Source organism: Microcystis sp. Msp_OC_L_20101000_S702, from assembly GCF_007095705.1.
Lineage (GTDB): Bacteria > Cyanobacteriota > Cyanobacteriia > Cyanobacteriales > Microcystaceae > Microcystis > Microcystis ichthyoblabe_A.
On sequence record NZ_SFBO01000177.1, the window covers coordinates 1 to 26,430 of the forward strand.

28 protein-coding genes are annotated in these 26,430 nt (G+C 42.7%); 11 read left to right on the plus strand and 17 right to left on the minus strand.

Going from position 1 to position 26,430, the window contains the following annotated elements; genetic code table 11:
- Positions 1–311: 311 nt before the first annotated feature.
- From EWV60_RS18580 to EWV60_RS18620, 10 genes are all read right to left on the minus strand, one after another.
- Positions 312–656: a hypothetical protein gene (locus EWV60_RS18580; RefSeq protein ID WP_002798281.1), complete on the minus strand. Its 345-nt coding sequence runs from the start codon at positions 654–656 to the stop codon at positions 312–314.
- Between the two features lie 8 nt (positions 657–664).
- Positions 665–859 (minus strand): Tse2 family ADP-ribosyltransferase toxin, encoded by a 195-nt coding sequence (locus EWV60_RS23465; RefSeq protein ID WP_502705832.1) that lies wholly within the window; start codon positions 857–859, stop codon positions 665–667.
- 12 nt (positions 860–871) lie between these two features.
- Positions 872–1,012 carry a hypothetical protein gene (locus tag EWV60_RS18585; RefSeq protein ID WP_254062833.1) on the minus strand — a complete coding sequence of 47 codons (141 nt, stop codon included), beginning with the start codon at positions 1,010–1,012 and terminating at the stop codon, positions 872–874.
- 3 nt (positions 1,013–1,015) lie between these two features.
- A complete protein-coding gene (locus tag EWV60_RS18590; RefSeq protein WP_287233956.1) occupies positions 1,016–1,177 on the minus strand; it encodes a hypothetical protein in 162 nt (53 codons plus the stop codon).
- Positions 1,178–1,326: 149 nt separating this feature from the next.
- The gene (locus EWV60_RS18595) at positions 1,327–1,623 is read right to left on the minus strand and encodes a type II toxin-antitoxin system HicB family antitoxin (RefSeq protein WP_287233958.1); all 297 of its coding nucleotides are present in this window, start codon (positions 1,621–1,623) and stop codon (positions 1,327–1,329) included.
- Between the two features lie 11 nt (positions 1,624–1,634).
- On the minus strand, positions 1,635–1,823 hold the full coding sequence (locus EWV60_RS18600; protein ID WP_002768607.1) for a type II toxin-antitoxin system HicA family toxin: 189 nt from the start codon (positions 1,821–1,823) through the stop codon (positions 1,635–1,637).
- A gap of 17 nt (positions 1,824–1,840) precedes the next feature.
- Positions 1,841–4,768 carry a serine protease gene (locus EWV60_RS18605; RefSeq protein WP_287233960.1) on the minus strand — a complete coding sequence of 976 codons (2,928 nt, stop codon included), beginning with the start codon at positions 4,766–4,768 and terminating at the stop codon, positions 1,841–1,843.
- 231 nt (positions 4,769–4,999) lie between these two features.
- A complete protein-coding gene (locus EWV60_RS18610) occupies positions 5,000–7,462 on the minus strand; it encodes a CHASE2 domain-containing protein (protein ID WP_287233962.1) in 2,463 nt (820 codons plus the stop codon).
- A 15-nt stretch (positions 7,463–7,477) separates the two neighbouring features.
- On the minus strand, positions 7,478–8,605 hold the full coding sequence (locus EWV60_RS18615) for a DUF1822 family protein (RefSeq protein ID WP_287233964.1): 1,128 nt from the start codon (positions 8,603–8,605) through the stop codon (positions 7,478–7,480).
- A 2-nt stretch (positions 8,606–8,607) separates the two neighbouring features.
- The gene (locus EWV60_RS18620) at positions 8,608–9,855 is read right to left on the minus strand and encodes a sigma-70 family RNA polymerase sigma factor (protein ID WP_287233966.1); all 1,248 of its coding nucleotides are present in this window, start codon (positions 9,853–9,855) and stop codon (positions 8,608–8,610) included.
- 285 nt (positions 9,856–10,140) lie between these two features.
- Between EWV60_RS18620 and ftsH3 the strand changes: the two genes are divergently transcribed.
- Positions 10,141–11,994 carry an ATP-dependent zinc metalloprotease FtsH3 gene (gene ftsH3, locus EWV60_RS18625; RefSeq protein WP_002737367.1) on the plus strand — a complete coding sequence of 618 codons (1,854 nt, stop codon included), beginning with the start codon at positions 10,141–10,143 and terminating at the stop codon, positions 11,992–11,994.
- 378 nt (positions 11,995–12,372) lie between these two features.
- Here the strand turns inward: ftsH3 and EWV60_RS18630 are convergent, their stop codons facing one another.
- A complete protein-coding gene (locus EWV60_RS18630; protein ID WP_193979424.1) occupies positions 12,373–12,792 on the minus strand; it encodes a hypothetical protein in 420 nt (139 codons plus the stop codon).
- A gap of 40 nt (positions 12,793–12,832) precedes the next feature.
- Positions 12,833–13,336 (minus strand): thermonuclease family protein, encoded by a 504-nt coding sequence (locus tag EWV60_RS18635; RefSeq protein ID WP_287233969.1) that lies wholly within the window; start codon positions 13,334–13,336, stop codon positions 12,833–12,835.
- A gap of 154 nt (positions 13,337–13,490) precedes the next feature.
- Between EWV60_RS18635 and EWV60_RS18640 the strand changes: the two genes are divergently transcribed.
- Positions 13,491–13,652, plus strand: a complete 162-nt coding sequence (locus EWV60_RS18640) for a hypothetical protein (protein ID WP_162205042.1) — start codon at positions 13,491–13,493, stop codon at positions 13,650–13,652.
- Positions 13,653–13,659: 7 nt separating this feature from the next.
- Here the strand turns inward: EWV60_RS18640 and EWV60_RS18645 are convergent, their stop codons facing one another.
- The 3 genes from EWV60_RS18645 to EWV60_RS18655 form a co-directional block, all read right to left on the minus strand.
- A complete protein-coding gene (locus tag EWV60_RS18645; RefSeq protein WP_287233971.1) occupies positions 13,660–13,827 on the minus strand; it encodes a hypothetical protein in 168 nt (55 codons plus the stop codon).
- A 126-nt stretch (positions 13,828–13,953) separates the two neighbouring features.
- Complete coding sequence (locus EWV60_RS18650) at positions 13,954–14,148, minus strand: hypothetical protein (RefSeq protein ID WP_287233973.1); 195 nt, start codon at positions 14,146–14,148, stop codon at positions 13,954–13,956.
- A gap of 59 nt (positions 14,149–14,207) precedes the next feature.
- On the minus strand, positions 14,208–14,999 hold the full coding sequence (locus tag EWV60_RS18655; RefSeq protein ID WP_103112101.1) for a Uma2 family endonuclease: 792 nt from the start codon (positions 14,997–14,999) through the stop codon (positions 14,208–14,210).
- 67 nt (positions 15,000–15,066) lie between these two features.
- Here EWV60_RS18655 and EWV60_RS18660 point away from each other — a divergent pair, with 67 nt between their 5' ends.
- From EWV60_RS18660 to EWV60_RS18680, 5 genes are all read left to right on the plus strand, one after another.
- Positions 15,067–15,219 carry a hypothetical protein gene (locus tag EWV60_RS18660; protein WP_016515932.1) on the plus strand — a complete coding sequence of 51 codons (153 nt, stop codon included), beginning with the start codon at positions 15,067–15,069 and terminating at the stop codon, positions 15,217–15,219.
- A gap of 312 nt (positions 15,220–15,531) precedes the next feature.
- Positions 15,532–16,554 (plus strand): aldo/keto reductase, encoded by a 1,023-nt coding sequence (locus tag EWV60_RS18665; RefSeq protein ID WP_149107259.1) that lies wholly within the window; start codon positions 15,532–15,534, stop codon positions 16,552–16,554.
- Complete coding sequence (locus tag EWV60_RS18670; protein ID WP_002752991.1) at positions 16,554–16,961, plus strand: gamma-glutamylcyclotransferase family protein; 408 nt, start codon at positions 16,554–16,556, stop codon at positions 16,959–16,961. The genes EWV60_RS18665 and EWV60_RS18670 overlap by 1 nt, the downstream gene beginning before the upstream one ends.
- A 59-nt stretch (positions 16,962–17,020) precedes the next feature.
- Entirely contained in the window at positions 17,021–17,221 is a 201-nt protein-coding gene (psb35, locus tag EWV60_RS18675) for a photosystem II assembly protein Psb35 (RefSeq protein ID WP_002737145.1), read from the plus strand.
- Between the two features lie 245 nt (positions 17,222–17,466).
- Entirely contained in the window at positions 17,467–18,249 is a 783-nt protein-coding gene (locus EWV60_RS18680; protein ID WP_002752990.1) for an endonuclease/exonuclease/phosphatase family protein, read from the plus strand.
- A 184-nt stretch (positions 18,250–18,433) separates the two neighbouring features.
- On the opposite strand, the gene pyrR is transcribed toward EWV60_RS18680, so the two are convergent.
- A complete protein-coding gene (gene pyrR, locus EWV60_RS18685) occupies positions 18,434–18,967 on the minus strand; it encodes a bifunctional pyr operon transcriptional regulator/uracil phosphoribosyltransferase PyrR (protein WP_002736112.1) in 534 nt (177 codons plus the stop codon).
- A 136-nt stretch (positions 18,968–19,103) separates the two neighbouring features.
- On the opposite strand from pyrR, the gene EWV60_RS18690 reads away from it, so the two are divergent.
- Complete coding sequence (locus tag EWV60_RS18690) at positions 19,104–20,501, plus strand: amidase (protein WP_287233978.1); 1,398 nt, start codon at positions 19,104–19,106, stop codon at positions 20,499–20,501.
- A 94-nt stretch (positions 20,502–20,595) separates the two neighbouring features.
- On the opposite strand, the gene EWV60_RS18695 is transcribed toward EWV60_RS18690, so the two are convergent.
- The gene (locus EWV60_RS18695) at positions 20,596–22,470 is read right to left on the minus strand and encodes an ABC transporter ATP-binding protein (protein WP_287233980.1); all 1,875 of its coding nucleotides are present in this window, start codon (positions 22,468–22,470) and stop codon (positions 20,596–20,598) included.
- 422 nt (positions 22,471–22,892) lie between these two features.
- Here EWV60_RS18695 and EWV60_RS18700 point away from each other — a divergent pair, with 422 nt between their 5' ends.
- The 3 genes from EWV60_RS18700 (at position 22,893) to EWV60_RS18710 (ending at position 26,243) form a co-directional block, all read left to right on the plus strand.
- A complete protein-coding gene (locus EWV60_RS18700; protein ID WP_287233982.1) occupies positions 22,893–23,528 on the plus strand; it encodes a FeoA family protein in 636 nt (211 codons plus the stop codon).
- 42 nt (positions 23,529–23,570) lie between these two features.
- Complete coding sequence (gene feoB, locus EWV60_RS18705; RefSeq protein WP_287233984.1) at positions 23,571–25,895, plus strand: Fe(2+) transporter permease subunit FeoB; 2,325 nt, start codon at positions 23,571–23,573, stop codon at positions 25,893–25,895.
- Positions 25,896–26,003: 108 nt separating this feature from the next.
- A complete protein-coding gene (locus EWV60_RS18710; RefSeq protein ID WP_002767419.1) occupies positions 26,004–26,243 on the plus strand; it encodes a FeoC-like transcriptional regulator in 240 nt (79 codons plus the stop codon).
- Positions 26,244–26,430: the final 187 nt, after the last annotated feature.

Here is a 26,430-nt window from a genome sequence, read left to right on the forward strand (position 1 = left end):
TAGGATATCCTCTCGTTTGTCTTGTATGAGTTGTTTTAAGGTCATAAAATAACATCCATCCCGAAGGTTTTTAATGAACAATTAACAGACTAGACTAGAAAAAACTAAATACTGATAACTCACCCCCCCACTTATTGCCCTAATTGCTGCAAAAATTGCATCACCTTTTCATCAGTTGCCATATTATTCTGTTGGCGGAATAATATAGCTGCTTGTTGTCGATCAATTTTTGCTTTTTCGGTTTGTTTTAATTTGGCATATAAAAGACCACGACTACGGACTTTATGAACGATGGCTAAATAAGTAATATTTCAGGTTCGCATTAGATTATATTCTTCGCGGATTGATGAAGTTAGAGATTCCAATAAGATTAATTTTTCCTCAATTGACAGGTTTTTTCCTTGTTTAATTAATGTTTGTAAAGGCATTTTTTTTAAATCAAATTCAGGCACAAGTAGAGCCAATTCTTGTGTTTGTTGATTTTGTAAGTCAGTAATTAATTCTTGTAAAAATAAAGAATCATTACTTAAGTCCGAAATTTCATCTTCATAGTTTTCGAGAGCTTCTATTTGTTGAATACGGTCACTATAATTTTTGAGAAGGGATTCGAGAGCTTCGATAATAAATTGGATGTCTTTAAATGATAGAGTTTTCATAGTTTACCTCAACTTACACGATAAAAAAATTCACCAATTACCCTTAAGGCTTGTTGATAGGTTTCTATTGACATGGGAAATAAGGGTTTCCATAAGCAGTGATTACCTCGATCATTAATTAATTCTAGCTCACTGGGAATAGAAATTCCCCGATCTAGTTTCCACCAGTTGTTTCCTATTCCCTGAACGGAAAAGGTCGAAATTCCCCCCGGTGTTTATCCATCAACAAGGGTTTCTTTTACCCATATTTGCCCATTATTTTCATAGATAGCAATATCTTTGTTAGGACGAACATGATCCATTCTGGGAGATGTAGCATTACCTCTACGGTATAAATCAACGGGTGTTTTTATCATTTGTCACCTCCCTAATTCGCGTAAAAGTTGCATCACCTTTTCATCAGCAGCCATAATATTCTGTTGGTAGAATATTATAGCTGCTTGTTGTCGATCAATTTTGGCTTTTTTGGTTTGTTTTAATTTGGCATATAAAAGACCACGACTACGGATTATAGTAATCATAGCAATTATCGTCGATTGGGTTGACGTAAGGAAACCCAACAAAAAGATTCAGACAGATTTAGATTTTGGCTGTTGGGTTGCGCTTTTCCTGAGAATTGAGAGGTTTTCTTTAACATATTTATTCCCTCAAACCAAGCTAGGGACTGCACCTAGTTTTTTACACACAATTCCTGATGGTTTAAAATAGCTTCTGATACCTCAATGAGTAGAAAAGCGATCGCATCTTGATGATCCGCGTCGGTTAAAATGGTTTCGAGGGTGCTAGGTGTGGGAATTTCGTCCCCATCTGCCAACATAAAGGAAATATGACCTTTTAAGGCTTCAGTTGCCATTTTTTTCGCTTCTTCGATGGTTTCTCCTGCACTAATACAACCCGGAAAGTCATAAAATTGTACCCCATAATCAGTATGGTTATCTTTATGAACGGTGGCTAAATAAGTAATCATTTATTTCTCCTTTATCGTAATTTAATACCGGCTTGTTTTTCGATACTGATTAGGGTTTTAAGGGGAATATCCTTTTTAGGGTGAGGAACAGTCACTTTCCCTTTTTTATGGGGATGTTTAAAATGATGATGACTTCCTGTTGTACCTACTTGATACCATCCCTCATCCTTCAGTTTTTTGATAATTTCTCGACTTTCCATAATTGATGATTTCTATTTCACCCCCCTAATTGTTGTAAAATCTGCATCACCTCTTCATAAGTTGCCATATTATTCTGTTGGAGGAATAATATAGCTGCTTGTTGTAGATCAATTTTTGCTTTTTCGGTTTGTTTTAATTCGGCATATAAAAGACCACGATTGTTGTAAGCCAAAGCATAATTAGGATTAATGTCAATAGCTTTGTTGAAGTCAGCTAAAGCTAATTCGTATTTTTGTTGATGTCTGTAAAGATACCCACGATTGTTGTAAGCCATAGCTAACTTAGAATCAAGTTCAATAGCTTTGTTCCAGTCAGCTAAAGCTAATTCGTATTTTTGTTGGTTATAGTAAATACCCCCCCGGTTGAGGTAAGCCATAGCTAACTTAGAATCAAGTTCAATAGCTTTGTTGAAGTCAGCTAATGCTAATTCGTATTTTTGTTGGTTATAGTAAAGAAGCCCCCGATTGTTGTAAGCCTCAGCTAAATTAGGATTAATTTCAATAGCTTTGTTGAAGTCAGCTAAAGCTAATTCGTATTTTTGTTGGTTATAGTAAATACCCCCCCGGTTGAGGTAAGCCTCAGCTAAATTAGGATTAATTTCAATAGCTTTGTTGAAGTCAGCTAAAGCTAATTCGTATTTTTGTTGGTTATAGTAAATACCCCCCCGATTGTTGTAAGCCAAAGCAAAATTAGGATTAATTTCAATAGCTTTGCTGTAGTCAGCTAATGCTAATTCGTATTTTTGTTGGTTATAGTAAAGAAGCCCCCGATTGTTGTAAGCCTCAGCAAAATTAGGATTAATTTCAATAGCTTTGTTGTAATCATCTGATGCTAATTCGTATTTTTGTTGGTTATAGTAAAGAAACCCCCGATTGACATACCAAGCAGCACGGGGAGCGAGATTAATTGCCTGATTAATCGCAGCTAATCCTTCATCATAGCGTTTTAATTGATCTAATACTGCCAATTTCTCGTTATAGTGATTGGGGTTATTGGGAAACAGAGAAATCGCCTGATTAATCACCGTTAAGGCTTGCTCATAATTTTCTAAAAAGCGATAAACTACACTTTGCCGTTGTAAAATACTACTGTGAAACTCCTTTAAATCTTCCCGTTTAGATAAGGTATTAATCGCTTGTTGCAAAGCTTCTATAGCTGGTTGATCTTTATCTAAAGCAAATAACGCTAATCCCTTCCCATACCAGGCTAAATAGACATTATCGGGGTCATTTTGCTTAATTGCCTCATCAAAGGCTTTAATTGCTTCCTCAAACCTCCGTAACCGCCATAATTGTCCTCCCCTTTGTATCCAAATATCCGCCTTCGCATTGGTATTAGGAACAATAACACCAATAGTAATCGCTATAAAAATTTCTAGTTTTTGTTGCTGGCTAACTTGGGGTTGAGCAGTGGTTAATAATTGCGGTTTTACCTTGAATCTTTCTTGCAATCCGATAAAAGTGCTAATGGGAATTCCTAAACTATACCCTAACTGAATTTTCCCTCCCTCTGCTCCTTCTGAACGTCCATGAATCCCTATTACTCTCCCCTGGGAGTCTAAGACTGCACCGCCACTCATGCCCCCAAATGTGATGCTGGTATAAACTAATTCATAGCCTCCGGTTAAAGAAGCAACACTTTGTAATGTTCCACTTTGTTGCGTGCTTAAGTCACTTTGGCGGGTTTCTAGTAATCCCTGTTCTTTCTCGTTAATTCTACCGCCACTAAACAACCATTTCGAGGGATTGTCGCCAATTTTGGGGAAGCCTGCCGCAAAAACAAAATCACCGCTATTTGGGTTATAATTCGCTATTTCCGCAACGGGATAATTGTCCAGGCTTTCAAACTGAAAAACTGCTAAATCTACCCCTTCCTGCCGGATGATGGTGCTTTTCTCGATGTTTCGAGTTTTGCCGTCGCTGGTGACGACGGTGTAGGTGAAATTGAGACAAGGTTTACTTGCAGCATCTTGACTTTTTTCCTTCTCACATAATACATGGTCTGCGGTTAAAACCGTGTAAATATTCCCTTCTTTAGCGATAATGACACCGCTACCGTTTCCACCGCTCGTACTATCAATCCGGACGGTGAAACCCTTGGCTTTCGCTTCTAATTCGGCGATATAGCCAGTATAGGCGGTGGTTTCTATATCGGGGTTCACCGGCGGTAGGGGTAGGTTATAGGCGCTGAGGATTTCGGGACGGATGTAGGTTAATAGGGTATGAAGGGAAATGCCCCAATTAACCGCTCTCATCTTTTGGATTTCTGCGTCTGTGGGTTTTATGCCGTCTTCGTAGATGTAGTTAGAGAGAATCGGATGGGCCGATCGCCCGTTAATACCGATTAAATCCCGCTCGACAAAAATGCCACCGCCACTCATTCCCTGCACGATATCGCCACTATAACCGACGCTGTAGCCATCCCGGAGGGGTCGATCGCTCACCTGTTCGAGGGTTCCCTTTGTCGTCCGATACTGTCCCGTTTCGGCAACATATCCCGCGGCCACCACTTCTAAACCGATCCTGTTTTGATTGATGGTAAACTCCGCGATGGTGGCGATCGAATATTCCCGGGTATCGCTAAACTCCAGCAGGGCGAGATCTTGATTCTCCGATAGGGAATTGGGGACAATGCGGGCCGCACGGCTGTGGCCGTCGTAAGTTTGTACCTGTAGGGTTTTCGTGTTGCGGGTAACGTGGGCGTTGGTTAGGACAAGGTAATTATCGCCTTTTTTAGCGATAATCGTCCCCGATCCCCGATTTGTCTCGCTAGTAATCTTAACGGTGACTCGTTGTAGGAATTGCTCCTCGGTAAGCTCCCGATCGCCCTGTGCCGTCAGAATGGGATCATTAGAAATATTTCCGGCAGCCGGGGTGATAAGGGTTAACCCGGGTTGAGGCAGTAGGGAGAAAAGAAGGATGAGGGCGATCGAAGGTTTGATCATGGCTGTTACCTAGGGTTTGCTGAATAAATGTGAAATGTAGGCAAGGTAAGAGTTTTGTCGTTTTTCTCGTGAAACAGGTGCAAGATTTTGAGAGAATCGTGCTTCAAAACCTTGCGTCTTCATCGGCCCGGGTCCTGTAGGGGCGAAGCATTCGGGCAATAACCCATCGGTGAAACCGGAGATTTTCTATCCGAATGCTTCGCCCGTACTTTTTCAGCAAGCCTTACCTAGCTATTTTAAGTAGTAAGAACGAAGAAAAAAGAAGATACCGGAGGTGGTGAGAAGTGCGATCGCTGGGGGAATAATCGGAACCCAGAGACCGAAATAACTAAAGAGAAGCCAACCGATACCAGTAAGGGAAATCACAGCAATCGCCACTGTCAAAAGTACCGTTTTTACCCGAAGAAAACGCCACGTTAATAATCCCCCCACCAGTGACCAACCCAACACCCAGAAAGCCTCCTGTAGGGGATTCCAGAAAGCGATCGAGGTACGTTTTCCTTCCATTGTATCGAGAATTTGACTGACTGCGTGCGCGTGCAAATAAACCCCCGGAATTGCTTCCGATGGGTTGCGACTAAAGGGGGTTAAAAAATCATCGATCCCGGGTTCTGTTACTCCAATCAGGACAATTTTTTCCCGGACTGATTCGGAATTAAAACCCAGATCTAAAACCTGTCGGAGAGATTTTTTCGGAGCAATTTTTATGATTGCATCGATGCCATTATCGGCGATTCGACGGTAAGCGAGCATAACTTGACGGCCGGATCGGGTATCGGATTGACTGGTTCTGTAGGGGCCGCGGTTGGATTGTAGCCAGTCACCGAGATGAGTATCCCCGATATTAATTTCTAGAATTCCCCGCTCCAGTTTATTGCAGTCAAAATCTTGATTCTGGGATTCTAGATATCGTTTGGCAATTAGGAGACTAAAACTAGGAGCATAATCTTTAAAATTACAGGACATTGAGTCAACTTTGGCCAAAGAATCCGGGGGAAGACAGGGAGAGGTGCGATCGAGTTTTGCCTGATATAAAAAACGACGAATTCGGGGAACTCCGGCAATGGTTTCGTCTGGGACTATGTTACTAAAACCACTCTGATTTTTTGGCAGTTCTGGGGGTGGGGGAAATCCGTCCGGTTGCGGGTAATTATTAAACTTACAAATCGAGATAAAATTAGGAGTATTTTGTAATTGTTTGGCTAGGGGTGGATAATCTTGACTGGCAGCGATGGGACGGAGGATATCTAAGGCGATAATTTGCGGTTCGTAGGGCAGTAATTTATTTAAAAGCTGCGATAATGCTTCTCCTGCGAGGGAACGTTTTCGATCGCTTCCGGGTATTGTTGGTCTTTTCATACCCATGCGATCTTGATAGGCCCAATCTTGGCGATCAATGGTAATAATTAATAATCTTTCGTCGGGGTTATCTTTGGGTTTTAGTTGCATCAGACGATCATAAATATTTAATTCTAAGGGTTCTAAAATTCCTGTTTCTCTTATTGCTAAGACTGTCATCGTTACGGCTAAACCTAAACCGAAAGTTAGAGCAAATCGTCGCCAATTTTGTTGTTTTTGAGGGGAGTTACTGAAACTATGCCAAGTGGGGGGTTCTTCGGTGGGATTGGGGCAAACTACGGGCAGCCAACTGGCACAGGGATAGTCTTTTTCCCAGTCATCGTGGAGATTTTTTTGGGCTTCATGTACGGCGCTATAGAGAGATTTATTATTGGTAAAAGCGGTTAAAAAGTATTGCAGAAATTTGGGAGAAACAGGATCGGGTAATTTCTCGCGCATAAAGATTAGATGGGGTAATGCCATCCCTTTTTCCCGTGATAGTTGTTGTGCTAAACCGATACCATCACAGGAGTTAAATATCGCTAACTTTAACCCGTTTTTAGTGGCTTCTCCCAGGGAAAAGCTAAAATCAGCTATCTTTAATTTATGAGTTTCTGTTAGTTGAATTTCGCAATCTTGGCCATCTTCTGTACTGGCACTATGACCGCTAAAAAAGAGAATATTCCAAGTTTCTTGACGCAATAACTGATTTAATTTTTGCGGGTGAGGGGCTTTTTCCCAGATAATTTCGGCTCCTGCTTTTCCCGCAATATCGTCTAAAGTTTTGCGATCTTCTTCGAGAAATCTTAAGTCGGTGGCATAGCCTAAAATGGCTAAAATCCGAATTTTTTCATGATTTTTTAATTGTCTGGTTAAGGTATCGTATTCCGAGACAATAATGGCTATATCTGCGCCGGTATTTTGGAGGATTTCCCATTTTTCCCAGGGGAATCTTTGCAGCCAAATATTATCGGTTTGTAACCAGATACGAAAGTTATTGCCAGAGCGCAGAATTGCGGTTTTTATAGGTTCAAATTCTGGGCTATTATTCAACCATTTGTTTAAGTTATCCTCAAATAATTTGGCTTTTTCTTGGCAGTTTTTAAAGACTAAACTCTGCTGAGAACTATTGGTAATTTGTTGGGGATTGCTATCTTTTAAGACTTTAAAAAATCCCTCTAATTCACTATAGTGACGTTGCCATTGACGGTAAAGAGTTAATAACTCTAAATTAGCTGGTAGCCTTGCTTTGATCACAGTTTGGGGACGAGAATTAAGATCGGGACGAATTTCTAATTTTACTTTAAATCCCCGATCAAATGTGCCATCTAGTTCGAGAGTTAAGAGTTTAATCATTAAGTTTTTCCTCGCTTATACTTGTAAATATTCGGTGACTCTTGCCGATTCTAAAGCCACTTCAATGAAGAATTTATCCCCCAATTCAGCATCAAATCGATAACGAATAAATTCATCGTTATCTGTGGCAATTACTTCTCGAAAAACTTGACCAGTTTCGGTGAGAATACTTAATTTTAAATGGGTGGGTAAAGTGCTTGTTTCTCCCGTGGGGTAAACAGTCGCTTGCAGGCTAAATATTTCTTCAATTTTAGCGATAGTAATCATCAAAGCGAGGGGATTTCCCAGTAATTCTACTCCTAAATCTTTGATGCGTTTAATTTCTGTATTTTTGAATGCTGGAACCAGTGACAGTGAGCTAAAATCGAGGATACTTTGCCAATCAATGGGGAAATTATCAGTAAACCAATTGGTTAACTTGACGGGGGATTTTTGCCGACGGGTAATTAAAATTTTTCTCCAGTTACTATTGACGATAACTGCTGCCCATTCCAGAAAAGCAACGGCTTTTCTGGGAAAGATTAACTGAGGATTAGCTAAGATGTCTAGCAAGGTTGTCAATCTATCTAAAGATAGTTTTTCTTCCATCTTTTCTGGTTCAATCTTAACTGCTTGTAATTGACACTCTCCCCATAAATCCAAAGAATCTGATCCTGATTGCAGTTGATTTCTCGGTAGAGAGTAGTTAAGATTGCGCTTAATATATTGTCCTTTTTCCTTAATATCTTTATGGGTAGTATAACCCCAAATTCTCAGATAACTTTCGGCAGTGTTTACCTGTACAGCTAGATAATAATCACCAATTAATTGAGGAATATCTACCCATTCTTGAGGAATTTCGATCGCTTCTAGATCCAGAGTTTCGCTGGCAATAACTATTACTGACTTTTCGCCTAATTTAACGGTAAAACCATTAACTCCTAGTTGCCAGAAATCCTCTTGATTTTCTACTAAGCTAACCCCAGGCATCCCTGACTGTAGATAGTTAAAAATAACTTGTTGACAGAGATAATTAACATAAAATCTCTGACGAATACTGGCATCAGTAAAACTGGCACTTTTTGCCCAACTTATCTCTTGAATATCGGCGGGTATTTCTAGCCAAATGCTATCAGGAGTTAGTTCTAACCAATCATTAACCATAATTAATCCTCCTGAGTTGTTGCGCTGGTTTGATAGTAGTATGTTAGCCATGGTTCTATTGCCTTACTAATAACTTCTCTATCGTGGGACTGGGAAGGAATATGCAGGTTTTCGCTAGCCCAGGGTAAAAACTTTTTAGCGAGGTGACGATAAACTTTATCCAGTTCCCTAGAAACCTGATATTGTTTGATAACCACCGTGGTAATTTCTGTAATCTTAGCGGCAATTGCCACTTGTCCCAACCCTAACCCATAAGTCATCTCTAGAATTAACTGAATTTGCGGATGCAGTTTTGCCTGTTGCGGCTGCTGACAAATCTGTGAAATTTCTGCCCCTAACCAAGCTAGAATTTTTTGGTGGTTTTGTTGCGACTCGCGAAAATTTTCCGCCGCTTCTAATTGCTGCCAAGGGGTATCATGGTCAGTATCTTCGATCATTTCTTCCCTCGTGCTACTTTCCCCATCCCCGAAAGGTTGCTGTAGGGAAATTGTTTTTCCTTGGGGAAATAAATGATCAAAAATAGCTTGTCCTGCATCCTTTAACCATCGGTTAATTGTTGCAGAATTGATTTTGATGGTAGAGTGGCTATCCGAGTTATAAGCAGCGGCGATTTTTTGCCAGATTTCTGGACTGGGTTCCTGAATTTTACCATCGGTTTTGATTTTTGCCTGGGCATAAATTTCTTTATAGTAATCCCAAGCTAAAAGGTAATTTTCGAGAGTTTCTCCCACTAATCCCCTCGCCTGGAGAGCTTGGCTGAGACGCGCTCCGGTAGAATTAAGTAGTAGGCTCCAAGTATTATGGCCGAATGCTTGACTAATCTGACGGATGCGATCGATTAAGCGATATTTAATCCTCTGAGTGGCAAAATTATCGAAGCGAGTGGAGAATAAAGGCTTAAAGTCAGCTAAGATAGCCTCAAAATCAAGAATTCCTTCGTTAAAGTAGTCTTCAATCTGATAATCTAGTTTAGCTTGATATTTTTGATAGATTTCGGCAGCTGCCCAGTAGCAAGGTTCCTGCAAATAAGCATATAAATGCCCACGAAAAAGATGATTTTTGGAACCGGGATTCTGATACTGTTGGTGAAAGAATAGAGACCAATATTCCTCGGACTCGACATTAGGATCGATTGGGCCATAGCTTTCCATGTTACGACGCAAACGCCGATCGCAATTCCATTCTGTCCTATTTTGCTGCAAAACTAAAAAGCAACAAAACTTCTCCAGCAAAGTCTCTCGTTTTTTCATCTAGCTAGTCCCCGTGGAGGTCAACTAAACTCTCTATCGTTCCACTTGCAGCTTTTATGCAGTATTTTGGCATTTTGTTACAAATTGATCATACTCGGTCGAGGAGAGCCACAGTAAATGGCTTTTTTACCCACTCCCCCACCCCCAACAGCTAACCCCCAGGGAGGACTACGAGGGGCATCTTTTAAAAAAAACCTGTCCACTGTTCCTGAGAAACGTTAACATAAGTTAACAACCCCTTAACAACCGATAAGATCATCCTCAATTTATCAGGAGTTCGACAGCGTGAACAAAAACGGTAATAACAAAAAATGGCGCAATGCGGGACTATATGCCCTATTGTTAATCGTAGTCCTTGCCTTGGCCTCAGCTTTCTTTGATCGCCAGCCAGCAGTGCAACAAACTTGGAAGTATAGTGAATTTTTACAGGAAGTACGCGAAGGTAAAGTAGAAACCGTGCGCTTAAGTGCCGACCGGCAACGAGCGATCGTACCCACCCAAGATGGAGCAAATGTATTAGTTAACCTGCCCAACGATCCGCAATTAATCAACATCTTGGCAGAAAATAACGTTGATATTTCCGTACTGCCCCAAAGAGAAGAAGGAGTATGGGTAAGAGCCTTCAGTAGCCTATTTTTCCCTATATTGCTTCTTGTTGGTCTATTTTTCTTGCTCCGTCGCGCTCAAAGTGGTCCCGGTTCCCAAGCGATGAACTTCGGCAAATCGAAAGCAAGAGTACAGATGGAACCCCAAACCCAGGTTACTTTCGGTGATGTGGCCGGGATTGAAGGGGCAAAATTAGAATTAAACGAAGTGGTGGACTTCCTGAAAAATGCCGATCGCTTCACGGCAATTGGGGCAAAAATCCCCAAAGGAGTCCTTTTAGTCGGTCCTCCGGGGACTGGTAAAACCCTACTCGCTCGCGCAGTAGCTGGAGAAGCAGGAGTCCCGTTTTTTAGCATTTCCGGTTCGGAATTTGTGGAAATGTTCGTCGGGGTGGGTGCTTCTCGCGTCCGCGACCTATTTGAACAAGCGAAAGCGAATGCACCTTGTATCGTCTTTATCGATGAGATTGATGCTGTCGGTCGTCAACGGGGTGCCGGTTTAGGGGGTGGTAACGATGAACGGGAACAAACCCTCAACCAATTATTAACGGAAATGGACGGTTTTGAAGGTAATACAGGTATTATCATTATCGCCGCCACTAACCGTCCTGATGTATTGGATGCCGCTTTATTACGTCCGGGTCGTTTCGATCGCCAAGTGGTTGTGGATCGTCCCGATTACGCTGGCCGTAAGGAAATCCTTAATGTCCACTCCAGAGGCAAAACTTTGGCCCAAGACGTGGATCTCGATAAAATCGCCCGTCGTACCCCCGGTTTTACCGGTGCCGATCTAGCTAATTTGCTCAACGAAGCCGCAATTTTAGCGGCACGTCGCAATTTAACCGAGATTTCTATGGATGAGATCAACGATGCGATCGATCGTGTCCTAGCAGGTCCTGAGAAGAAAAATCGCGTCATGAGCGAAAAACGCAAAACTTTAGTTGCTTACCATGAAGCTGGTCACGCTTTGGTGGGTGCTTTAATGCCGGATTATGATCCTGTCCAGAAAATTAGTATTATTCCTCGAGGTCGCGCTGGGGGTTTAACTTGGTTCACTCCTAGCGAGGATCGCATGGAATCCGGGTTATATTCTCGCGCTTATCTGCAAAATCAGATGGCTGTAGCTTTGGGGGGTCGTTTAGCTGAAGAAATTATCTTCGGTGAGGAGGAAGTAACTACGGGTGCTTCTAATGACCTGCAACAGGTGGCACGAGTAGCGCGGCAAATGGTAACTCGTTTCGGAATGAGCGATCGCCTCGGGCCGGTGGCCTTAGGTCGTCAAAATGGGAATGTTTTCCTAGGTCGTGATATCGCTTCCGATCGAGATTTCTCCGATGAAACTGCGGCCGCTATTGACGAGGAGGTGCGTAACTTAGTGGAACAGGCCTATCGTCGCGCTAAAGAGGTTTTAGTCAATAACCGCGCCATCTTGGACCAGTTAGCGCAAATGTTAGTGGAAAAAGAAACCGTGGACGCGGAGGAGTTACAAAATATCCTCGCTCATAACGAGGTGAAAATGGCGGCTTTAGCTTAAGTTTTGTAACATTTTCTTGACAAACAGCATCCTGATGGGTGCTGTTTTTTTGTTAAATGAAAATTAATGACAAACTTAATTTCTTGCTGATCAGCTGTTAATCAGCTTAACAGGCGTTGCTGATTTGAGATATGATACTAAATCCGTTGAGTATAGGCTAAATATCAGGAAAGGCAAAAGGCAAGAGGCAAAAGGGGGGATAAATAATCAGTTTTTAATAACCAGATTTAGTATGAATCTTCTCTTGTGGGATTTTTAAAACCTAGACCCAAACTAACTTTTGGACACGATGCACAGTTGGCATTCATACCTTGATTCAGTAACGCCTTCTCAGTTATCAGTTATCAGTTATCAGTTATCAGCGATCAGTCAACAGCCCTAAATGAAACTGGCATTAACCTGATAGGAGATCAAATCTCCCTCGACAAAGAAGCTGAGGCCGTAGCGACCCGGTGTTAAATTCAAGGATAATCGAACTGGCAGAGCCAGCGCTTCGCTCCCGCCGTATTCAACCGAGCCAACAACAGTTGCGACACCCTTACTATCGAATCGCACTAACTCGGTGATCACGTTGGGATCGGTGGCGAGTTCCAAACGAAGGTTACGCGAAGTCCTGAATCTTAGTCTGTCCACACTATCCCAAACGCCGCAGCGATTAGTTTCCCCTAAATGACCGTCAACCTCGAAGCTTTTTCCCGTCCTTGCGGTTCCCAGATCGAGCGCCCCGCCCCATTCCCGACTCAGATCCAGTCTGGCATAAATCTCGCCGTCCATTCCAGTAATAATATCTCTGTTCATAATTCACCCTTGCAATTTCCCTATATCTACAGATCAAAAACTACCGATTCCGTTTTCGCCATTCCCAGGGTGGCATCGGGTTTCCCCCGCAAATTCCCTTGCGGTTCGATCGAGTTTCGGTAAAAGCCCTTTCGATTTCCTTCCAGCTGGGACAGTCAGCCTTGAATCGATCGTAAGCCCAAACCATACCGTCCTTTACCTGCTGCAGTTGAACTAGCTGACCGTTGGCGTACACCTCGGCCACGGTACGCCCGAAGCGATCTGTATCGATAGCATTGATAGTGACTTGGTTATTTGCCCGGTTAAGAAGCGATCGCAAGTGGTCACGACTAACGATGCCGTTTTCCTGTTTGATTTCTGGGGCATCAACACAGGCGAATCTGATTCTCTGCTGTTTTCCGTCACAATCGACCCTAATCGTGTCCCCGTCGTGTACCGAACCCCTGACCACCGTGCAAGTGCGGGTATTGGCTAAGGTTGAGGAGGGAAGGTTCTGACAGAACACCAATAGTAAGGCGATCGCTAAAAGGAAAAAACGCTTCATGGTTTTTGGGTGCGTGACGGTGGCAAGTGGTAATCGCCGTCTATTTTACGGTGGTGAGGATGTCAACGGCAAAATTTCCGTAAAGAGGGTGATTCCCATTGATTAATATGTCAAGTTCCCTGCCGTAAAGAATCCATAGATACTTGAGGCAATGATGATTACAGAATTAAATATCCGGTTAGAAGCCACCGAAAAAACAACGGAAGAGATAAGGCTACGGAAGGAAGCTATCGACTGGCAATCGGCCGAGTTTAACCAGTGGATGACCGGAATCAAAGCAAGACTAGATGCGATCGCTGGTAAGATTGAAAAATAGCGAAGATTTAAAAGGGAATCCAATCAACTCGGTCAATCCATTCTTCTGCTTCGGATGCTTCCCAAATCAGATATAATTCTTCTGCCCAGATTTCTAAATTAGCACTGGGACGCAACCATAGTAAACCCCAAATATGTCCCCCCTTATCCCAATGGGTTTTCAGGTGTCCGGGCATACTGCGACAATTATTTGGTAACTAACAACCGTTGAAATGATGCAACATAATCTAGGATTTCTGGGTCTAAAGTTCCCAGTGGTGGTGCATCGGGTTCACCTACTCGCAAAATATCGAGATTAGGATTCAATCGCAACAGAGATATTTTGAGGTCTGGGGAAAATAGTCTATAGTTACTTGCGCCATAAAAGCCCTTTTCTTAAAACCTGTCAGCTTTTTTGCCGCATCTTTCAAGCTTGATTTGATTTTTTCAGTCAGTTCAGTTACCATACTAGATGGTAATTTATTAATACGCAAGTCCCTTACTTGTTCGTAAGTCATCTTTCAATCTTAACTCTTGGACTATTTTATCCTATTTTGTCTAGACTTATGCAAGAGATCTAATCTTTAGGTTCTATCCCCAAGGCCCTTAACTGTTCCGCTAGGCGATCGGCTCGTTGTCGTTCCTGTTCGGCTCGTTGTCGTTCCTGTTGAGTGGATTCCTGGGAAGTTAACAACAAGTTACCTTCCCCATCCCACCAGCGAAGCCAGGGAAAGAACTGATTTTGGTATTCCCCTTGCCAAATTCCTAACTCTACCTTTAAAGGAGTAATGGGATAATGACCGCGCTGATTAGGAGTCATTTTTTGGTAACGACCATTAACTAACTGGTACATCTCGATCTGAGCCTTGTTAACTTCATAAATCCCATAAAAAGGAATTTGAATCGCTCGCTCATAGATCCAAAATTTACCCTTAACAGGCGTTTTATCCCGTTCTTCTTCACCATTACCAGAGACAAATTCTAAGGCAATAACCGGTTCAATGGTTTCTTTCCACATCACAAAGGAACGGCGAACTTGACCATCAATAGTCGTGGGGACATGGGGAACATAAAACCAATCGGGAGCAACAGCACCTTTTTCTAGGGATTCTGGATACTCTGGCAATCGCCAATAAATCCCACAATCTCGACCCAGACAGTAATTACCGTCAGGATGTAATTGTTCTAAAAGGGGTGTAATAGTATGCGTTAAAAGGTCTGCTTGGGGAGGCTCTTGATAGTTTTTCACAAAACTTCCATCTTTATCGGGGAGTTGGGTGTGGTCGGGTAAAGGGGAAGCGCAATACGCTGTGGTCGAAGGTTCCTGAATTGTGGTTGAGGATTGTACCGTTTGGGTCATTGAACTCATCTTTAATTCCCCTATTTTTGTTATCTAGCTTTTATTCTATAACTGTTCTTCAAAACCTGCAAAAACTATGCCTGATCTCAATGCTATCGCCGGAATGACCGCTCTTCGCTCCCAGACAAAAGGCGATCCACGCATCAAAATCGCTGTTCTTGATGGACTAATTGATTTAGATATCGTCTGTTTCCAATCAGCAAATATTACCCGCCTTGATCCCTATTAGTCGTAAGAATTTACCATCGATCCGCAACACTTACAAGCCTTTTTAGATGTAGAAAAAAGTGGCAAAAGTGAGGAAGAAAAAGAGCATCTGTTCAAAGAAGAAATCCCCGAGGAAAACATCATCGCAAGTTTGCATTTGCGCTTCCATGCTAACCATATTATCAGCACCATTTGTGGACAGGCAGATTCACCGCTCCCCGCTCCCCGCTCCTCTATACCTTCTCAACGGAATTTAGTATAACCACTGAGGCCAGGGTTAGCTGTCGATCAAATTCAATTATAATTAACTTCTTATTCAAAATTTTAGTTAATTATGCGTTACAAACTTTTAGGTAATAGTGGTCTGCGAGTTTCCGAACTATGTCTAGGGACGATGACATTCGGGGAAGATTGGGGTTGGGGAGCGGATAAAGAGGAAAGTCGGGCGGTTTTTCAGGCTTTTGCGGAAACGGGCGGCAATTTTCTCGATACTGCTAATATCTACACTAACGGAACCAGTGAAACATTAGTGGGGGAATTTGTCAAGGGCGATCGAGAAAAATGGGTAATCGCCACGAAATATTCTCTCAACACCCGTCCCGGGGATGTCAATGCCTGCGGAAATCATCGAAAAAACCTCTTTCAGGCGGTAGAAGCTAGTTTAAAGCGTTTAGGTACTGATTATATCGATTTACTCTGGCTTCATATTTGGGACTCTCTCACTCCTATGGAGGAAGTGATGCGTGCTTTCGATGATTTGGTCAGGATGGGAAAAGTGCTTTATATCGGCATTTCTGACAGTCCTGCTTGGATTGTCTCCCAAGCAAACACCCTGGCCACCCTACGGGGATGGACACCCTTTATCGGACTACAAATAGAATATTCTCTCAAGGAACGCACCCCCGAACGGGAATTATTGCCTATGGCCAAAGCATTAAACATCGGTGTGACAGCTTGGAGTCCCCTGGGAGGAGGAGTTTTAACGGGAAAATATAATCAACCCAACCCCGTCGATGGTCGTTTAAGCATGACCGACCAACCTTTTCAAATTCTCGATCGCGATCTGAAAATTGCCGAGACCGTCCTAGAGATTGCCAGAGAAATCGGGAAATCACCGGCACAAGTGGCGTTAAATTGGCTCAGAAATCGCCCTAACCCCATAATTCCTATCATTGGCGCTCGAAGATTGTCCCAATTGCAGGATAATCTCGCCTGTGTGGATTTTAACCTGACTGGGGAACAGCTGCAACGACTTGATAATATCAGTGCCATTTCCCTCGGTTTTCCCCAGGAACTTTTAGCCAGTCAATTTGTTCGCGATATCCTATTAGGAGGAGTAGCGGCACAATTGGACTGATGATGGAAGTCTTTGTTTATGGAACCCTGAAACCTAAAGAGAGTAACTATTCTGCCTACTGTGCAGGAAAAGTGATCAACTCTAAAACCGCCTACACAAGGGGGCATTTATACCATCTTACCGCCCTCGGTTATCCCGGACTGACCGAGGGGGATGGCTGGGTGAAGGGAATTTTATTGACTTTTAACGCAGATTATGATATTGGGCTTTTGGATAGTTTGGAAGATTATCAACCCGGCAGAGCTGCAGAAGAAAACGAGTATCAGCGTCGCAGAATCCCTATTTATAATCTAGAGCGAGAATTAATCTGCGAAGCCTGGGGATATGTGATGACACCAGCAAAAATAGCTATCCATGGCGGTATTTGGCTTCCTTCCGGTTGGTGGACCAGTAGCGATCGAGAATAGGGATGAGGGGGCCGATTCTGTTAAGATATACAAATTAAAAGCTTAATCGTGAAAAAATTATGTATCTACTCCTAGAAGTGGCCAGTGGCAAATTCCCCGTTTATTTCGTGGCAGTTTATGTGGTCGGTTTTCTCGCTGCTGTCACCATCGGTTCGATCGCTTGGTATAATTCTAAGCGCCCGGTTGGTTGGGAAGATGCCCAAAGACCGGATATTATCCCCGAAGTGAAGACAGATATAGATTCTGATTCTCGATCCTAGAAAAAGGCAGTTATCAGTTATCAGCTTCTCAAGGCAAGAGGCAAGGGGCAAAACACAGAATCTGGCAATTCTCCTACCTAAAAAGAAGGTTAGAAACTAAGCACATCAAAGCTTTTAGCTTAACAAATTAGGTTTTAGATTCAGACCTTGTTATCAGATGTGGGTTTTCAGTTCACTGATTACTGATTACTATTTACTGACAGAACTACCCATTCCCTTCCATCTTCCCTATTCTCCATTTTGCTATGAAACTAACAGCGATGTCCTTTAATATTCGCTACGATAAACCCGATCCTGATGAGCGTAATTGGCGAGTAAGAAGGGAAGCAGTAGCGGCTCTAATTGCTCACTATTCTCCCGATATAATTGGTACTCAGGAAGCTCGCGCTAATCAACTATTGGATCTACACCGTTTATTGCCAAAATACCAAAGTTTAGGTAGTGATCGCAGAGGGACAGGATTAGATGAACATTGTGCGATTTTGTATCAACCAAGTCGGTTAAAATGTTTAGAAATTTACGAATTTTGGCTATCAGAAACTCCCGATGTTATTGGCAGTATTACCGAAGCTTGGGGTAATCCTTATCCCCGCATGGTAACGGGGGCTAAATTTCGCACTCTTGAGGGGCAAACTTTGCAGTTTTATAACACCCATCTCGATTACTATAGCGACAAAGCTAAGGACTTAGGTGCTAAGTGCATACAGGAGCGTTTTTGTCAACTAGATTTAACAAAAGATTACCTGTTTTTAACGGGGGATTTTAATGTTAATTCTCAACGATTACCCCGTCAGATTTTAACTCAACCTCTCCAGTCAGAAATTAAATTAAAGGACGCTTTAGCCGATTTGGAATTAGCGGAACAAATGAGCTTTAATAATTACACCGATACCCCCTATTTAGCCATCGATACCATTTATTATGATAGCCGTTTGCAGTTAGATTGGGTGAAAGTAGATCCTTCCCGTTGGCTGAATCTTATTCCCTCCGATCATTATCCTGTAATTGCTGCTTTTACCTTGCCCTAGAAATAGATTATTTTTGTATTTAGCAAATATATAGAGGGTGAAAGCTTCAGCACGCTTTGGTAATTCGATGGTTAAATTTGTTCAGTGTTTTCAACAGGAAAAAATTCAATAAGTGATATTTTTGCCGATATTATCGAGGCAATTCTGTTTATTTTCCTCTTGGGATTAGTTACCAATTATCTGTTTATTTGATTAATTCCACCCCATCTTTGCCGTCAATCTCCTGTAGATAAACTCTTACCTGTTCCTCGGCTGCGGTGGGGAGTTTTTTGCCCGTAAAATCTGGGTGAATTGGTAATTCCCGATGACCACGATCAACGAGGACTAATAAGCGGATTTTTTGCGGTCTGCCATACTCAATAATAGCATTAAAAGCGGAGCGGATTGTGCGACCTTTGTAGATAACATCATCAACTAAAATCACGGTTTTTCCCGTGACATCTAGGGGCATTTTGGTTTTAGCAGGAGTGCGGGTTTTAATGCGATCAAGATCGTCGCGATAGAAGGTAATATCGATCGCTCCCACGGGAACTTTTACCCCTTCTAAGCTCTCAATTTGACTAGCAATTAAATTAGCTAAAGGCACTCCTCGCGTGTAGATACCGATCAAAATCAAGTTATTTAAATCGCCACTTTTTTCGATAACTTCGGAAGCTAAACGGGTAATAGTGCGACGAATTTCGTCAGCCGAGAGAATTTCAATTAACTGTGGGGTCATAATTTTCAAAGACAAGGGGGAATAGGGGATAGGGAAATTTTTACAGTAATGGTCTTTTTTTACTTTTTCTTTTAAAACCATCTCCATCACTAACGAATATAATTATTTTCACTTACCTATTTTAACTCGATCGCTCATGAGTGATGAATTATTGCAAAAATCTGCCCTAGAATTAGCCCAACTGATTCGCACTAAACAAATCTCCCCCCTAGAATTAACCCATTTATACCTCGACAGAATTGAGAAATTTGACTGTCAAATTGGTAGTTTTGTCCATGTCGCCAGGGAAAGCGCCCTAGCCACCGCGGGCGCCCAAACGGAACAATTAAGTCAAATCGCCGCTACTGCCGAATTACCGCCTTTTTTTGGAGTTCCCACCGCCATTAAAGACTTAAATGCCGTCGCCGGAATGCCGGTTAGTTACGGAATCGCCGCTTTACAGGGAAATATTGCCCAATACGACGAAGGAATCGTCACCAGAATGAAAATGGCGGGTTTTATCCTTCTGGGCAAAACTGCCACTTCCCAGCTAGCTTCCTTTCCCTACACCGAAAATCCGGGTTTTTTGCCGACTCGTAACCCCTTCAACCGCGATTATACCGCAGGAGGTTCCAGTGGCGGTGCGGCGGCGGCGGTAGCGGCGGGTTTCTGCCCGATTGCCCAGGGTTCCGACGGTGGCGGTTCCATTCGTACTCCGGCGGGTTGTTGCGGTTTGGTGGGGATAAAACCCAGTCGTGGGCGCGTTTCCTATGCCCCGGTGGGGGAATTTCAAAGCGGTATCGCCACTAACGGCACTCTTTCTAAGACGGTGGCAGATGGGGCGGCGCTGCTTACCGTGATTTCGGGCTATACGACGGGCGATCCCTACTGGCTACCCGATCCGCCCTTTTCTTTCCTAGAAGCCACTCAGAGAGGCGTAAAACCCCTAAGAATCGCTTTTTCTACTTCCATATCCCCCTTCGGCGAAGCGGCTGCCGTCTATAAAAATGCTGTCCTCGCTACGGCTAAAATTTTAGAGGACATGGGGCATCATTTAACGGAGTATTCTCCCGATTTACAGGCTTTAATCGCTCCTTTTCGCCGTATTTGGCAAGCGGGAACGGCAGCGGCGGCAATTCCCAGGGAGTTATTAAGTCCCCTGAACCAATGGTTATTAGAGAATTCTGGCAGCGCGGGGGAGTACCTGCAAGCAGTGCAGCAGATGCACGTTATTTCGCGGCAAATTGTGGCGATGTTTGATAATTTTGATGTCTTACTTTTGCCTATTTTCCTACATCAACCTCCCGGAATTGGTGAGTGGGAAAATTTACCACCGGAAGAAGCGGTTAATAAGATGATTGCGTGGATTGCACCTTCTCCGATTGCTAATGCGAGTGGTTTACCTGCGATTGCTTTACCCACAGGAGTGGATAGTCAGGGTTTACCCGTGGGAATTCAGTTAGTGGGTAAACCTGCTGATGAAATCACTTTGTTAGGTTTATCGGCACAATTAGAGGCAGCTAATCCTTTCGGTTTGACTGCTAATTTTAAGTAGGTAGGTGTTAAAAGTTGTCAGACACCCCCCTTATCAAGGGGGGCAGGGGGGATCGAAGCTAAAATCCATTTTTAATTCAATTATAACCAGCTACTTAACTAGCAAGACTTTGGGTAAATTGGGGAATGGAAGCGATAAGTTTACGGGTGTAATCGCTTTGGGGAGAGTTGATAATTTCGTTAGCTGTACCCATTTCCTCAATTTTACCTTTATTCATCACCATAATCCGATCGCTCATAAATCTGACGACACTTAAATCGTGGGAAATAAAGATATAAGTGAGATTAAATTCCTGCTGTAATTCTTTGAGTAAATTTAAGACTTCCGCTTGTACGGAAACATCTAAAGCAGAGACAGATTCATCACAGATAATAAACTGAGGATTTAAGGCTAAAGCGCGGGCAATACACACCCTTTGTCGTTGTCCTCCCGATAATTGATGGGGATAGCGATCAAACCAAGTAGGATCAAGTTTAACTCGTTCTAATAAATATTCTACTCTTTGCCGTTGCTTTTGGGAATTGCCGCCAGTATGATGAATAACCATCGGTTCTAAAATTGCTTTACCGATGGATAAACGGGGATTCAGGGAGTTGTAGGGATTCTGAAAAACTATCTGTAATTCCCGTCGCAGTAGTCTTAATTTTGGATCGCTGGGGTTTAATTTAGCCAGATTTTCTCCTCGGAAATAGATATCTCCAGAAGTGGCAGGAATTAAGCGCAGAATTGTCCTTGCTAAGGTAGATTTTCCGCAGCCCGACTCACCGACTAAACCCAGGGTTTCCCCCCGTTTAACGGCAAAACTGACCTGATCTACGGCATTAAAAAAGGTCTTTACTTGCCCGAAAACTCCCTTAACTGGAAATCTAACCGATAAATTTTCTACCGATAAAATATTCTCGTGATGTTGTAAACCTTCAATTCTGCTTTCTTCCTCCTGGAGAGTAATAAATTTAACTGCTGGTGGAGTAATTTCCTGTAAGTCAATAATCTTACCTTGAGAGTCTTTTTCCACTTGTAAAAAATCGCTGACAGTGGGTAATTTTTCTGGACGAGAGTTTAAGCGAGGACGACAGGCAAGTAAACCTTTTGTGTAGGGATGTTGGGGATAATTTAATACTTCTTCTTTTGTTCCCTGTTCGACAATTTCTCCTTGATACATCACGACAATTTGATCGGCAATTTCGTTAATAACTCCTAAATCGTGGGAGATAAAAACCATTGACATTTCTCGATCGCTTTTACACAAATCGCGTAATAATCTTAATATTTCTGCTTGGACAGTCACATCTAAAGCGGTGGTTGGTTCGTCAGCAATTAATAGAGTAGGATTACAAGAAATCGCCATGGCAATCATTACCCTTTGTAATTGTCCCCCCGATAATTCGTGAGGATAACGCTTGAGAATTGCTTCTTTTTGTTCTTGAATATAAGTTCTAATTTTTTCTCTAACATGACCCTTATTTTCTAAGGGAAAAGTTTCTATATACTTCTCCTCTAACTGTTCATCACTGGGTAATAAGCGCACTTCTTGCAGTAGAGAGATGGCTTGATTTTTTGCCTGTTCGGGGGTGACTTTTTGATGCAGTAAAATTGCTTCAGTGAGTTGAAACTCGATGTTATACACTGGATTAAGAGAACTCATTGGTTCTTGGAAAATCATTGCCATTTCTCCCCCGCGATAATAACGAAATTCTTCCGGGGGAATAGATAATAAATCTACTACTTGCATTGACTGACCTTTTGCTGGACGAAAGCAAATTTCTCCCCGGGTAATTTTTCCCGGAGAGGGAACCAATCCCATGAGTGCGAGGGAGGTGACAGATTTTCCTGAACCCGACTCCCCCACACAACCGAGAACTTGACCTTTCTGCAAGCTAAAACTAATGTTATTAACGGCGACTGTTGTTCTTTTCTGATTGGAAAATTCAACGGTGAGATGGTGAACGTCGAGAATTTTGTTATCCATAGGTCTTTAAACAGAAAAACAGATTCGATTTACTTATAAATATAGCTTTTTCTGTTCCCAGTAGCTGGGTGCAATTAATTGGTAGATAGCTGGGGGAATCTCCCTTGCAAGGGAGAATTTTGCCAGCATTAGTGAATATTTTCGTCTCTCAGCGATCGCCATTTACCGGAGACTGGCGACTTTTTTAAAGAAAAAATTTTCTTTCCTGTCTCCCCTTTTAGATTAGACTGGTAATTGAGAATAATTAGCATTTATTTTTAGCGATCGCAAGTCTTGGACAGTTTCAAAACCGTTGACTGAGGCTGACAGTAGTGCAGTTCTCACCCTTTGGCTACTTCAGTAAACTCGATGAGCTATCAAGGAATTATTATCACTCTTGAATGAAAGACCTTCATTACCTTACCTTTGGAGATAAGAAAAGCATGGACGATAAAATTAGACCGAATGAACCAGAAAAACCAGAAAAATCGCCAAATAAAGCCCAATTTTTCCGTTGGGGTGGTAAAAAGACAGAATTAGATAATGTCACTCCCACGGGTAATGACTTTGCTGCCACTTATCCTTTAGCACAAGTGGAAATGGGAAAAACCGTCTGGTTAGTGGGATTTCAGGGGACAGGAGGGATCAATCGACTCCTAGGTATGGGATTAAACCCCGGCATTCAATTACAGGTAATTAGCTCCCAACCGAGGGGATCAGTTTTAATTGGCATTCAAGACAATCGTATCGGTATCGGGGCGGAAATGGCCGAAAAAATCCTCGTTAGTGACATTCAACCGAAAAAACTGGAACCCAAAAAAGACCTAACTGAAGTAAGAACATTTCTGCGGGAGATACCCATAGGAAAAGCGGGTAAAGTCATCGGTTATGACCGAGCATTGCGCGGATACAAAGGAAAATTGTTATCAATGGGATTAACTCCGGGGACAGAGTTTACCGTTATTCGCGTCGCACCTTTGGGGGATCCCGTCGAGATTCGAGTGCGGGGATTTCATCTCAGTCTGCGTAAACAGGAGGCAGACACTTTAATCGTCGAAGAAATAGACCCAAAAAGCTAAATTTAATCATCTAAGCCTATTCATCACTCAATATCCTAAATTATGGTCAAACCCATTATCGCCTTAATCGGCAATCCTAACTGTGGCAAAACTACCCTTTTTAATGCTCTCACCCGGTCCAATCAACGGACCGGCAACTGGCCGGGAGTAACAGTTGATCGCAAAGAGGGAAGATTTCAAGTTAACGGGGAAGATATCACCCTTGTGGATTTACCCGGAGTCTATTCCCTCGATGTGGAAGAAGGGGAGACAGGAATGGATGAATTAGTCGCTAGGGACTATCTGCTGTCAGGAGAAGCGGATTTAGTGATTAATATCGTCGATGCTGCCAATTTAGAGCGCAATCTCTACCTGACTACCCAAATCATGGAGATGCGTTTACCGATGTTGATTGCCCTGAATATGATGGATGTGGCCAAAACTAGGGGTATTGTGGTTAATCCGCAACTCTTAAGCGTTCGCATGGATGCAATTGTCGTGGCGATTAGTGCGGTTAAAGGGGAGGGAATCGGAGAATTAAAGCAAAAAATTGGGGAATTAGTCGATGATATTAGCCATACTGCCGCTTATGTGGCTTATCCTGCGGTAATTGAGGAAGCTCTTAACGAGATTGTTGCCTACATTAACGACCATAGCAGTAAAAGGATCGTTGAGCCAAGATGGACCGCTTTAAATCTACTGCAATACGAGGATCGCATCGCCCCAGAATTGCGCTCCCAGGAACTATTAAGCATTATCGTCAAGCATAGACGACAAATACACCAAGTTTTAGGGGAAGACCTTGATATTTTAATTGCTGATACTCGTTATGGCTTTATTCAACAAGTTACCCAGGGAGCCACTCAACGGACTGGACAGATAAATGATACTATGTCTGATCGCCTTGATCGGATTGTTCTCGATCGCTGGTTAGGAATTCCGATATTTTTGGGCGTAATGTACCTAATGTTCTTGTTTACCATCAATGTTAGTGATGCCTTTATCGATTTCTTCGATTTAACTGCCCAGACTATCTTTGTCGATGGTTTGTCCCAAGTTTTACAAACAATCCATACCCCAGGTTGGCTAATTGCTCTGCTCGCTGATGGAGCGGGGGGAGGTGTGCAAACCGTCGCCACTTTTATCCCCGTAATTGGCTTTATGTTCCTCTTTTTGTCAATTTTAGAGGATTCTGGCTATATGGCCCGGGCAGCCTTCGTCATGGACCGATTGATGCGTTTGGTGGGATTGCCGGGTAAATCCTTTGTCCCCATGCTAGTGGGATTTGGTTGCAATGTGCCGGCAATTATGGCCACCAGGACCCTAGAAAATTCTCGTGATCGTTTAATGACGATTATGATGAATCCTTTTATGTCCTGTGGGGCCAGATTACCTGTTTATGCCCTATTTGCGGCGGCTTTTTTCCCCATAGGTGGTCAAAACATCGTTTTTGGTCTTTATATCTTAGGAATTCTCGCCGCTATTTTGACGGGATTGGTGATGAAAAAAACCCTACTCAAGGGAGAAGTCAGTCACTTTATTATGGAATTGCCTCCCTATCATCTACCGCGTCTAAAAGGAGTTTTAATTCGCACTTGGGAACGTCTGCAAGCGTTTTTATGGAAAGCTGGACGAGTTATCGTTTTAATGGTGATGATTTTGGGACTACTCAACTCCCTCAGTTTTGATGGTTCTTTTGGTAATCAAGACAGCGAGCGATCGGTTTTAAGTGCCACCAGTAAAGCTGTAACTCCTATTTTCTCACCCATGGGACTAGAGCAGCAAAATTGGCCGGCAACGGTGGGCATTTTTACGGGAGTTTTTGCCAAAGAAGCGATGGTAGGCACATTAAACTCAATTTACAGCCAACTAGCAGGGGAAGATAACCCGAATAAGGGGGCAGCGGTGGCAAAATTCGACTTTTGGGGGCAAATTCACCGAGCTATTGCCACTATTCCCGCCAATTTAGCGCAATTACCCAATCAATTACTTGATCCCTTGGGTTTAAATATTGGTGATCTGCAAGATCAAAAAACGGCTGCCGAGAAGCAAGAAGTAGATTTAGGAATCTTTGGCGCAATGGTGAAAAGATTTGATGGTCAAGCGGGTGCTTTTGCCTATCTATTGTTTGTTCTGCTCTATTTTCCCTGTGTTTCGGCCACATCGGCAGTATATCGCGAAACTAATGCCGGTTGGACTGCTTTTATTGCCTTCTGGACCACAGGAATGGCCTATATTGTTGCCACTTCCTTCTATCAAATCGCCACTTTTTCTCGACATCCGGGATTTTCTCTCTTTTGGATAGTCTTGATGGGTTTAACCGTAGTCGGGGTTTTATTCATCTTAAAAAATCTCCGTCCCCGAAAAATCAACCGTCCGGCAATTTAAAAGTAGGGTGGGTTAGGCGACAAAAAGCTAGGCAACTAACAAATTATTTAGATTCGCCGTAACCCACCGCAATCAAGCAATTTTTATCAATTTTTTCGCTTATAAACCATGATTTTAACCGATATACAGGCTTATCTTGCCAAAAATCAGAAAGCATCTCTGGCTGACTTATCCACACACTTTCGGATGTCAGCGGATGCCTTAAGTCCTATGCTCGATCGCTTGCTGAAAAAAGGGCGAATTCGCCTGATTTCCCTAGAAAAATGCGGAGGATGCAGCCGTTGTTCCCCAGAATCTATGGTTTTTTACGAATGGATTGAAGGCAATTCCACAGGGACAAACAGATAAAAGTTCACCACTACAGAAGTGATCTCACCATTAAGATAACTGCTGTATTACCAGTCGCTTTCAACGGGGATATACTTTGCACGGTTATAACTTGCATTTTTTACTCAAAGACAATAATATAGTTCAAGAGTCATAATTAGAAGCAAAGCACTCATTAAAAACATGATTAACCTAGAATTCACGGAAG

What these genes read in the sequence shown, in the direction of transcription:
- EWV60_RS18580 (WP_002798281.1), bottom strand. Translation starts at nt 656, where the DNA reads ATGAAAACTCTATCATTTAAAGACATCCAATTTATTATCGAAGCTCTC.
- EWV60_RS18585 (WP_254062833.1), bottom strand. Translation starts at nt 1,012, where the DNA reads ATGATAAAAACACCCGTTGATTTATACCGTAGAGGTAATGCTACATCT.
- EWV60_RS18590 (WP_287233956.1), bottom strand. Translation starts at nt 1,177, where the DNA reads ATGATTACTATAATCCGTAGTCGTGGTCTTTTATATGCCAAATTAAAA.
- EWV60_RS18595 (WP_287233958.1), bottom strand. Translation starts at nt 1,623, where the DNA reads ATGATTACTTATTTAGCCACCGTTCATAAAGATAACCATACTGATTAT.
- EWV60_RS18600 (WP_002768607.1), bottom strand. Translation starts at nt 1,823, where the DNA reads ATGGAAAGTCGAGAAATTATCAAAAAACTGAAGGATGAGGGATGGTAT.
- EWV60_RS18605 (WP_287233960.1), bottom strand. Translation starts at nt 4,768, where the DNA reads ATGATCAAACCTTCGATCGCCCTCATCCTTCTTTTCTCCCTACTGCCT.
- EWV60_RS18610 (WP_287233962.1), bottom strand. Translation starts at nt 7,462, where the DNA reads ATGATTAAACTCTTAACTCTCGAACTAGATGGCACATTTGATCGGGGA.
- EWV60_RS18615 (WP_287233964.1), bottom strand. Translation starts at nt 8,605, where the DNA reads ATGGTTAATGATTGGTTAGAACTAACTCCTGATAGCATTTGGCTAGAA.
- EWV60_RS18620 (WP_287233966.1), bottom strand. Translation starts at nt 9,855, where the DNA reads ATGAAAAAACGAGAGACTTTGCTGGAGAAGTTTTGTTGCTTTTTAGTT.
- EWV60_RS18630 (WP_193979424.1), bottom strand. Translation starts at nt 12,792, where the DNA reads ATGAACAGAGATATTATTACTGGAATGGACGGCGAGATTTATGCCAGA.
- EWV60_RS18635 (WP_287233969.1), bottom strand. Translation starts at nt 13,336, where the DNA reads ATGAAGCGTTTTTTCCTTTTAGCGATCGCCTTACTATTGGTGTTCTGT.
- EWV60_RS18640 (WP_162205042.1), top strand. Translation starts at nt 13,491, where the DNA reads ATGATTACAGAATTAAATATCCGGTTAGAAGCCACCGAAAAAACAACG.
- EWV60_RS18645 (WP_287233971.1), bottom strand. Translation starts at nt 13,827, where the DNA reads ATGCCCGGACACCTGAAAACCCATTGGGATAAGGGGGGACATATTTGG.
- EWV60_RS18650 (WP_287233973.1), bottom strand. Translation starts at nt 14,148, where the DNA reads ATGACTTACGAACAAGTAAGGGACTTGCGTATTAATAAATTACCATCT.
- EWV60_RS18655 (WP_103112101.1), bottom strand. Translation starts at nt 14,999, where the DNA reads ATGAGTTCAATGACCCAAACGGTACAATCCTCAACCACAATTCAGGAA.
- EWV60_RS18660 (WP_016515932.1), top strand. Translation starts at nt 15,067, where the DNA reads ATGCCTGATCTCAATGCTATCGCCGGAATGACCGCTCTTCGCTCCCAG.
- EWV60_RS18665 (WP_149107259.1), top strand. Translation starts at nt 15,532, where the DNA reads ATGCGTTACAAACTTTTAGGTAATAGTGGTCTGCGAGTTTCCGAACTA.
- EWV60_RS18670 (WP_002752991.1), top strand. Translation starts at nt 16,554, where the DNA reads ATGATGGAAGTCTTTGTTTATGGAACCCTGAAACCTAAAGAGAGTAAC.
- psb35 (WP_002737145.1), top strand. Translation starts at nt 17,021, where the DNA reads ATGTATCTACTCCTAGAAGTGGCCAGTGGCAAATTCCCCGTTTATTTC.
- EWV60_RS18680 (WP_002752990.1), top strand. Translation starts at nt 17,467, where the DNA reads ATGAAACTAACAGCGATGTCCTTTAATATTCGCTACGATAAACCCGAT.
- pyrR (WP_002736112.1), bottom strand. Translation starts at nt 18,967, where the DNA reads ATGACCCCACAGTTAATTGAAATTCTCTCGGCTGACGAAATTCGTCGC.
- EWV60_RS18690 (WP_287233978.1), top strand. Translation starts at nt 19,104, where the DNA reads ATGAGTGATGAATTATTGCAAAAATCTGCCCTAGAATTAGCCCAACTG.
- EWV60_RS18695 (WP_287233980.1), bottom strand. Translation starts at nt 22,470, where the DNA reads ATGGATAACAAAATTCTCGACGTTCACCATCTCACCGTTGAATTTTCC.
- EWV60_RS18700 (WP_287233982.1), top strand. Translation starts at nt 22,893, where the DNA reads ATGGACGATAAAATTAGACCGAATGAACCAGAAAAACCAGAAAAATCG.
- feoB (WP_287233984.1), top strand. Translation starts at nt 23,571, where the DNA reads ATGGTCAAACCCATTATCGCCTTAATCGGCAATCCTAACTGTGGCAAA.
- EWV60_RS18710 (WP_002767419.1), top strand. Translation starts at nt 26,004, where the DNA reads ATGATTTTAACCGATATACAGGCTTATCTTGCCAAAAATCAGAAAGCA.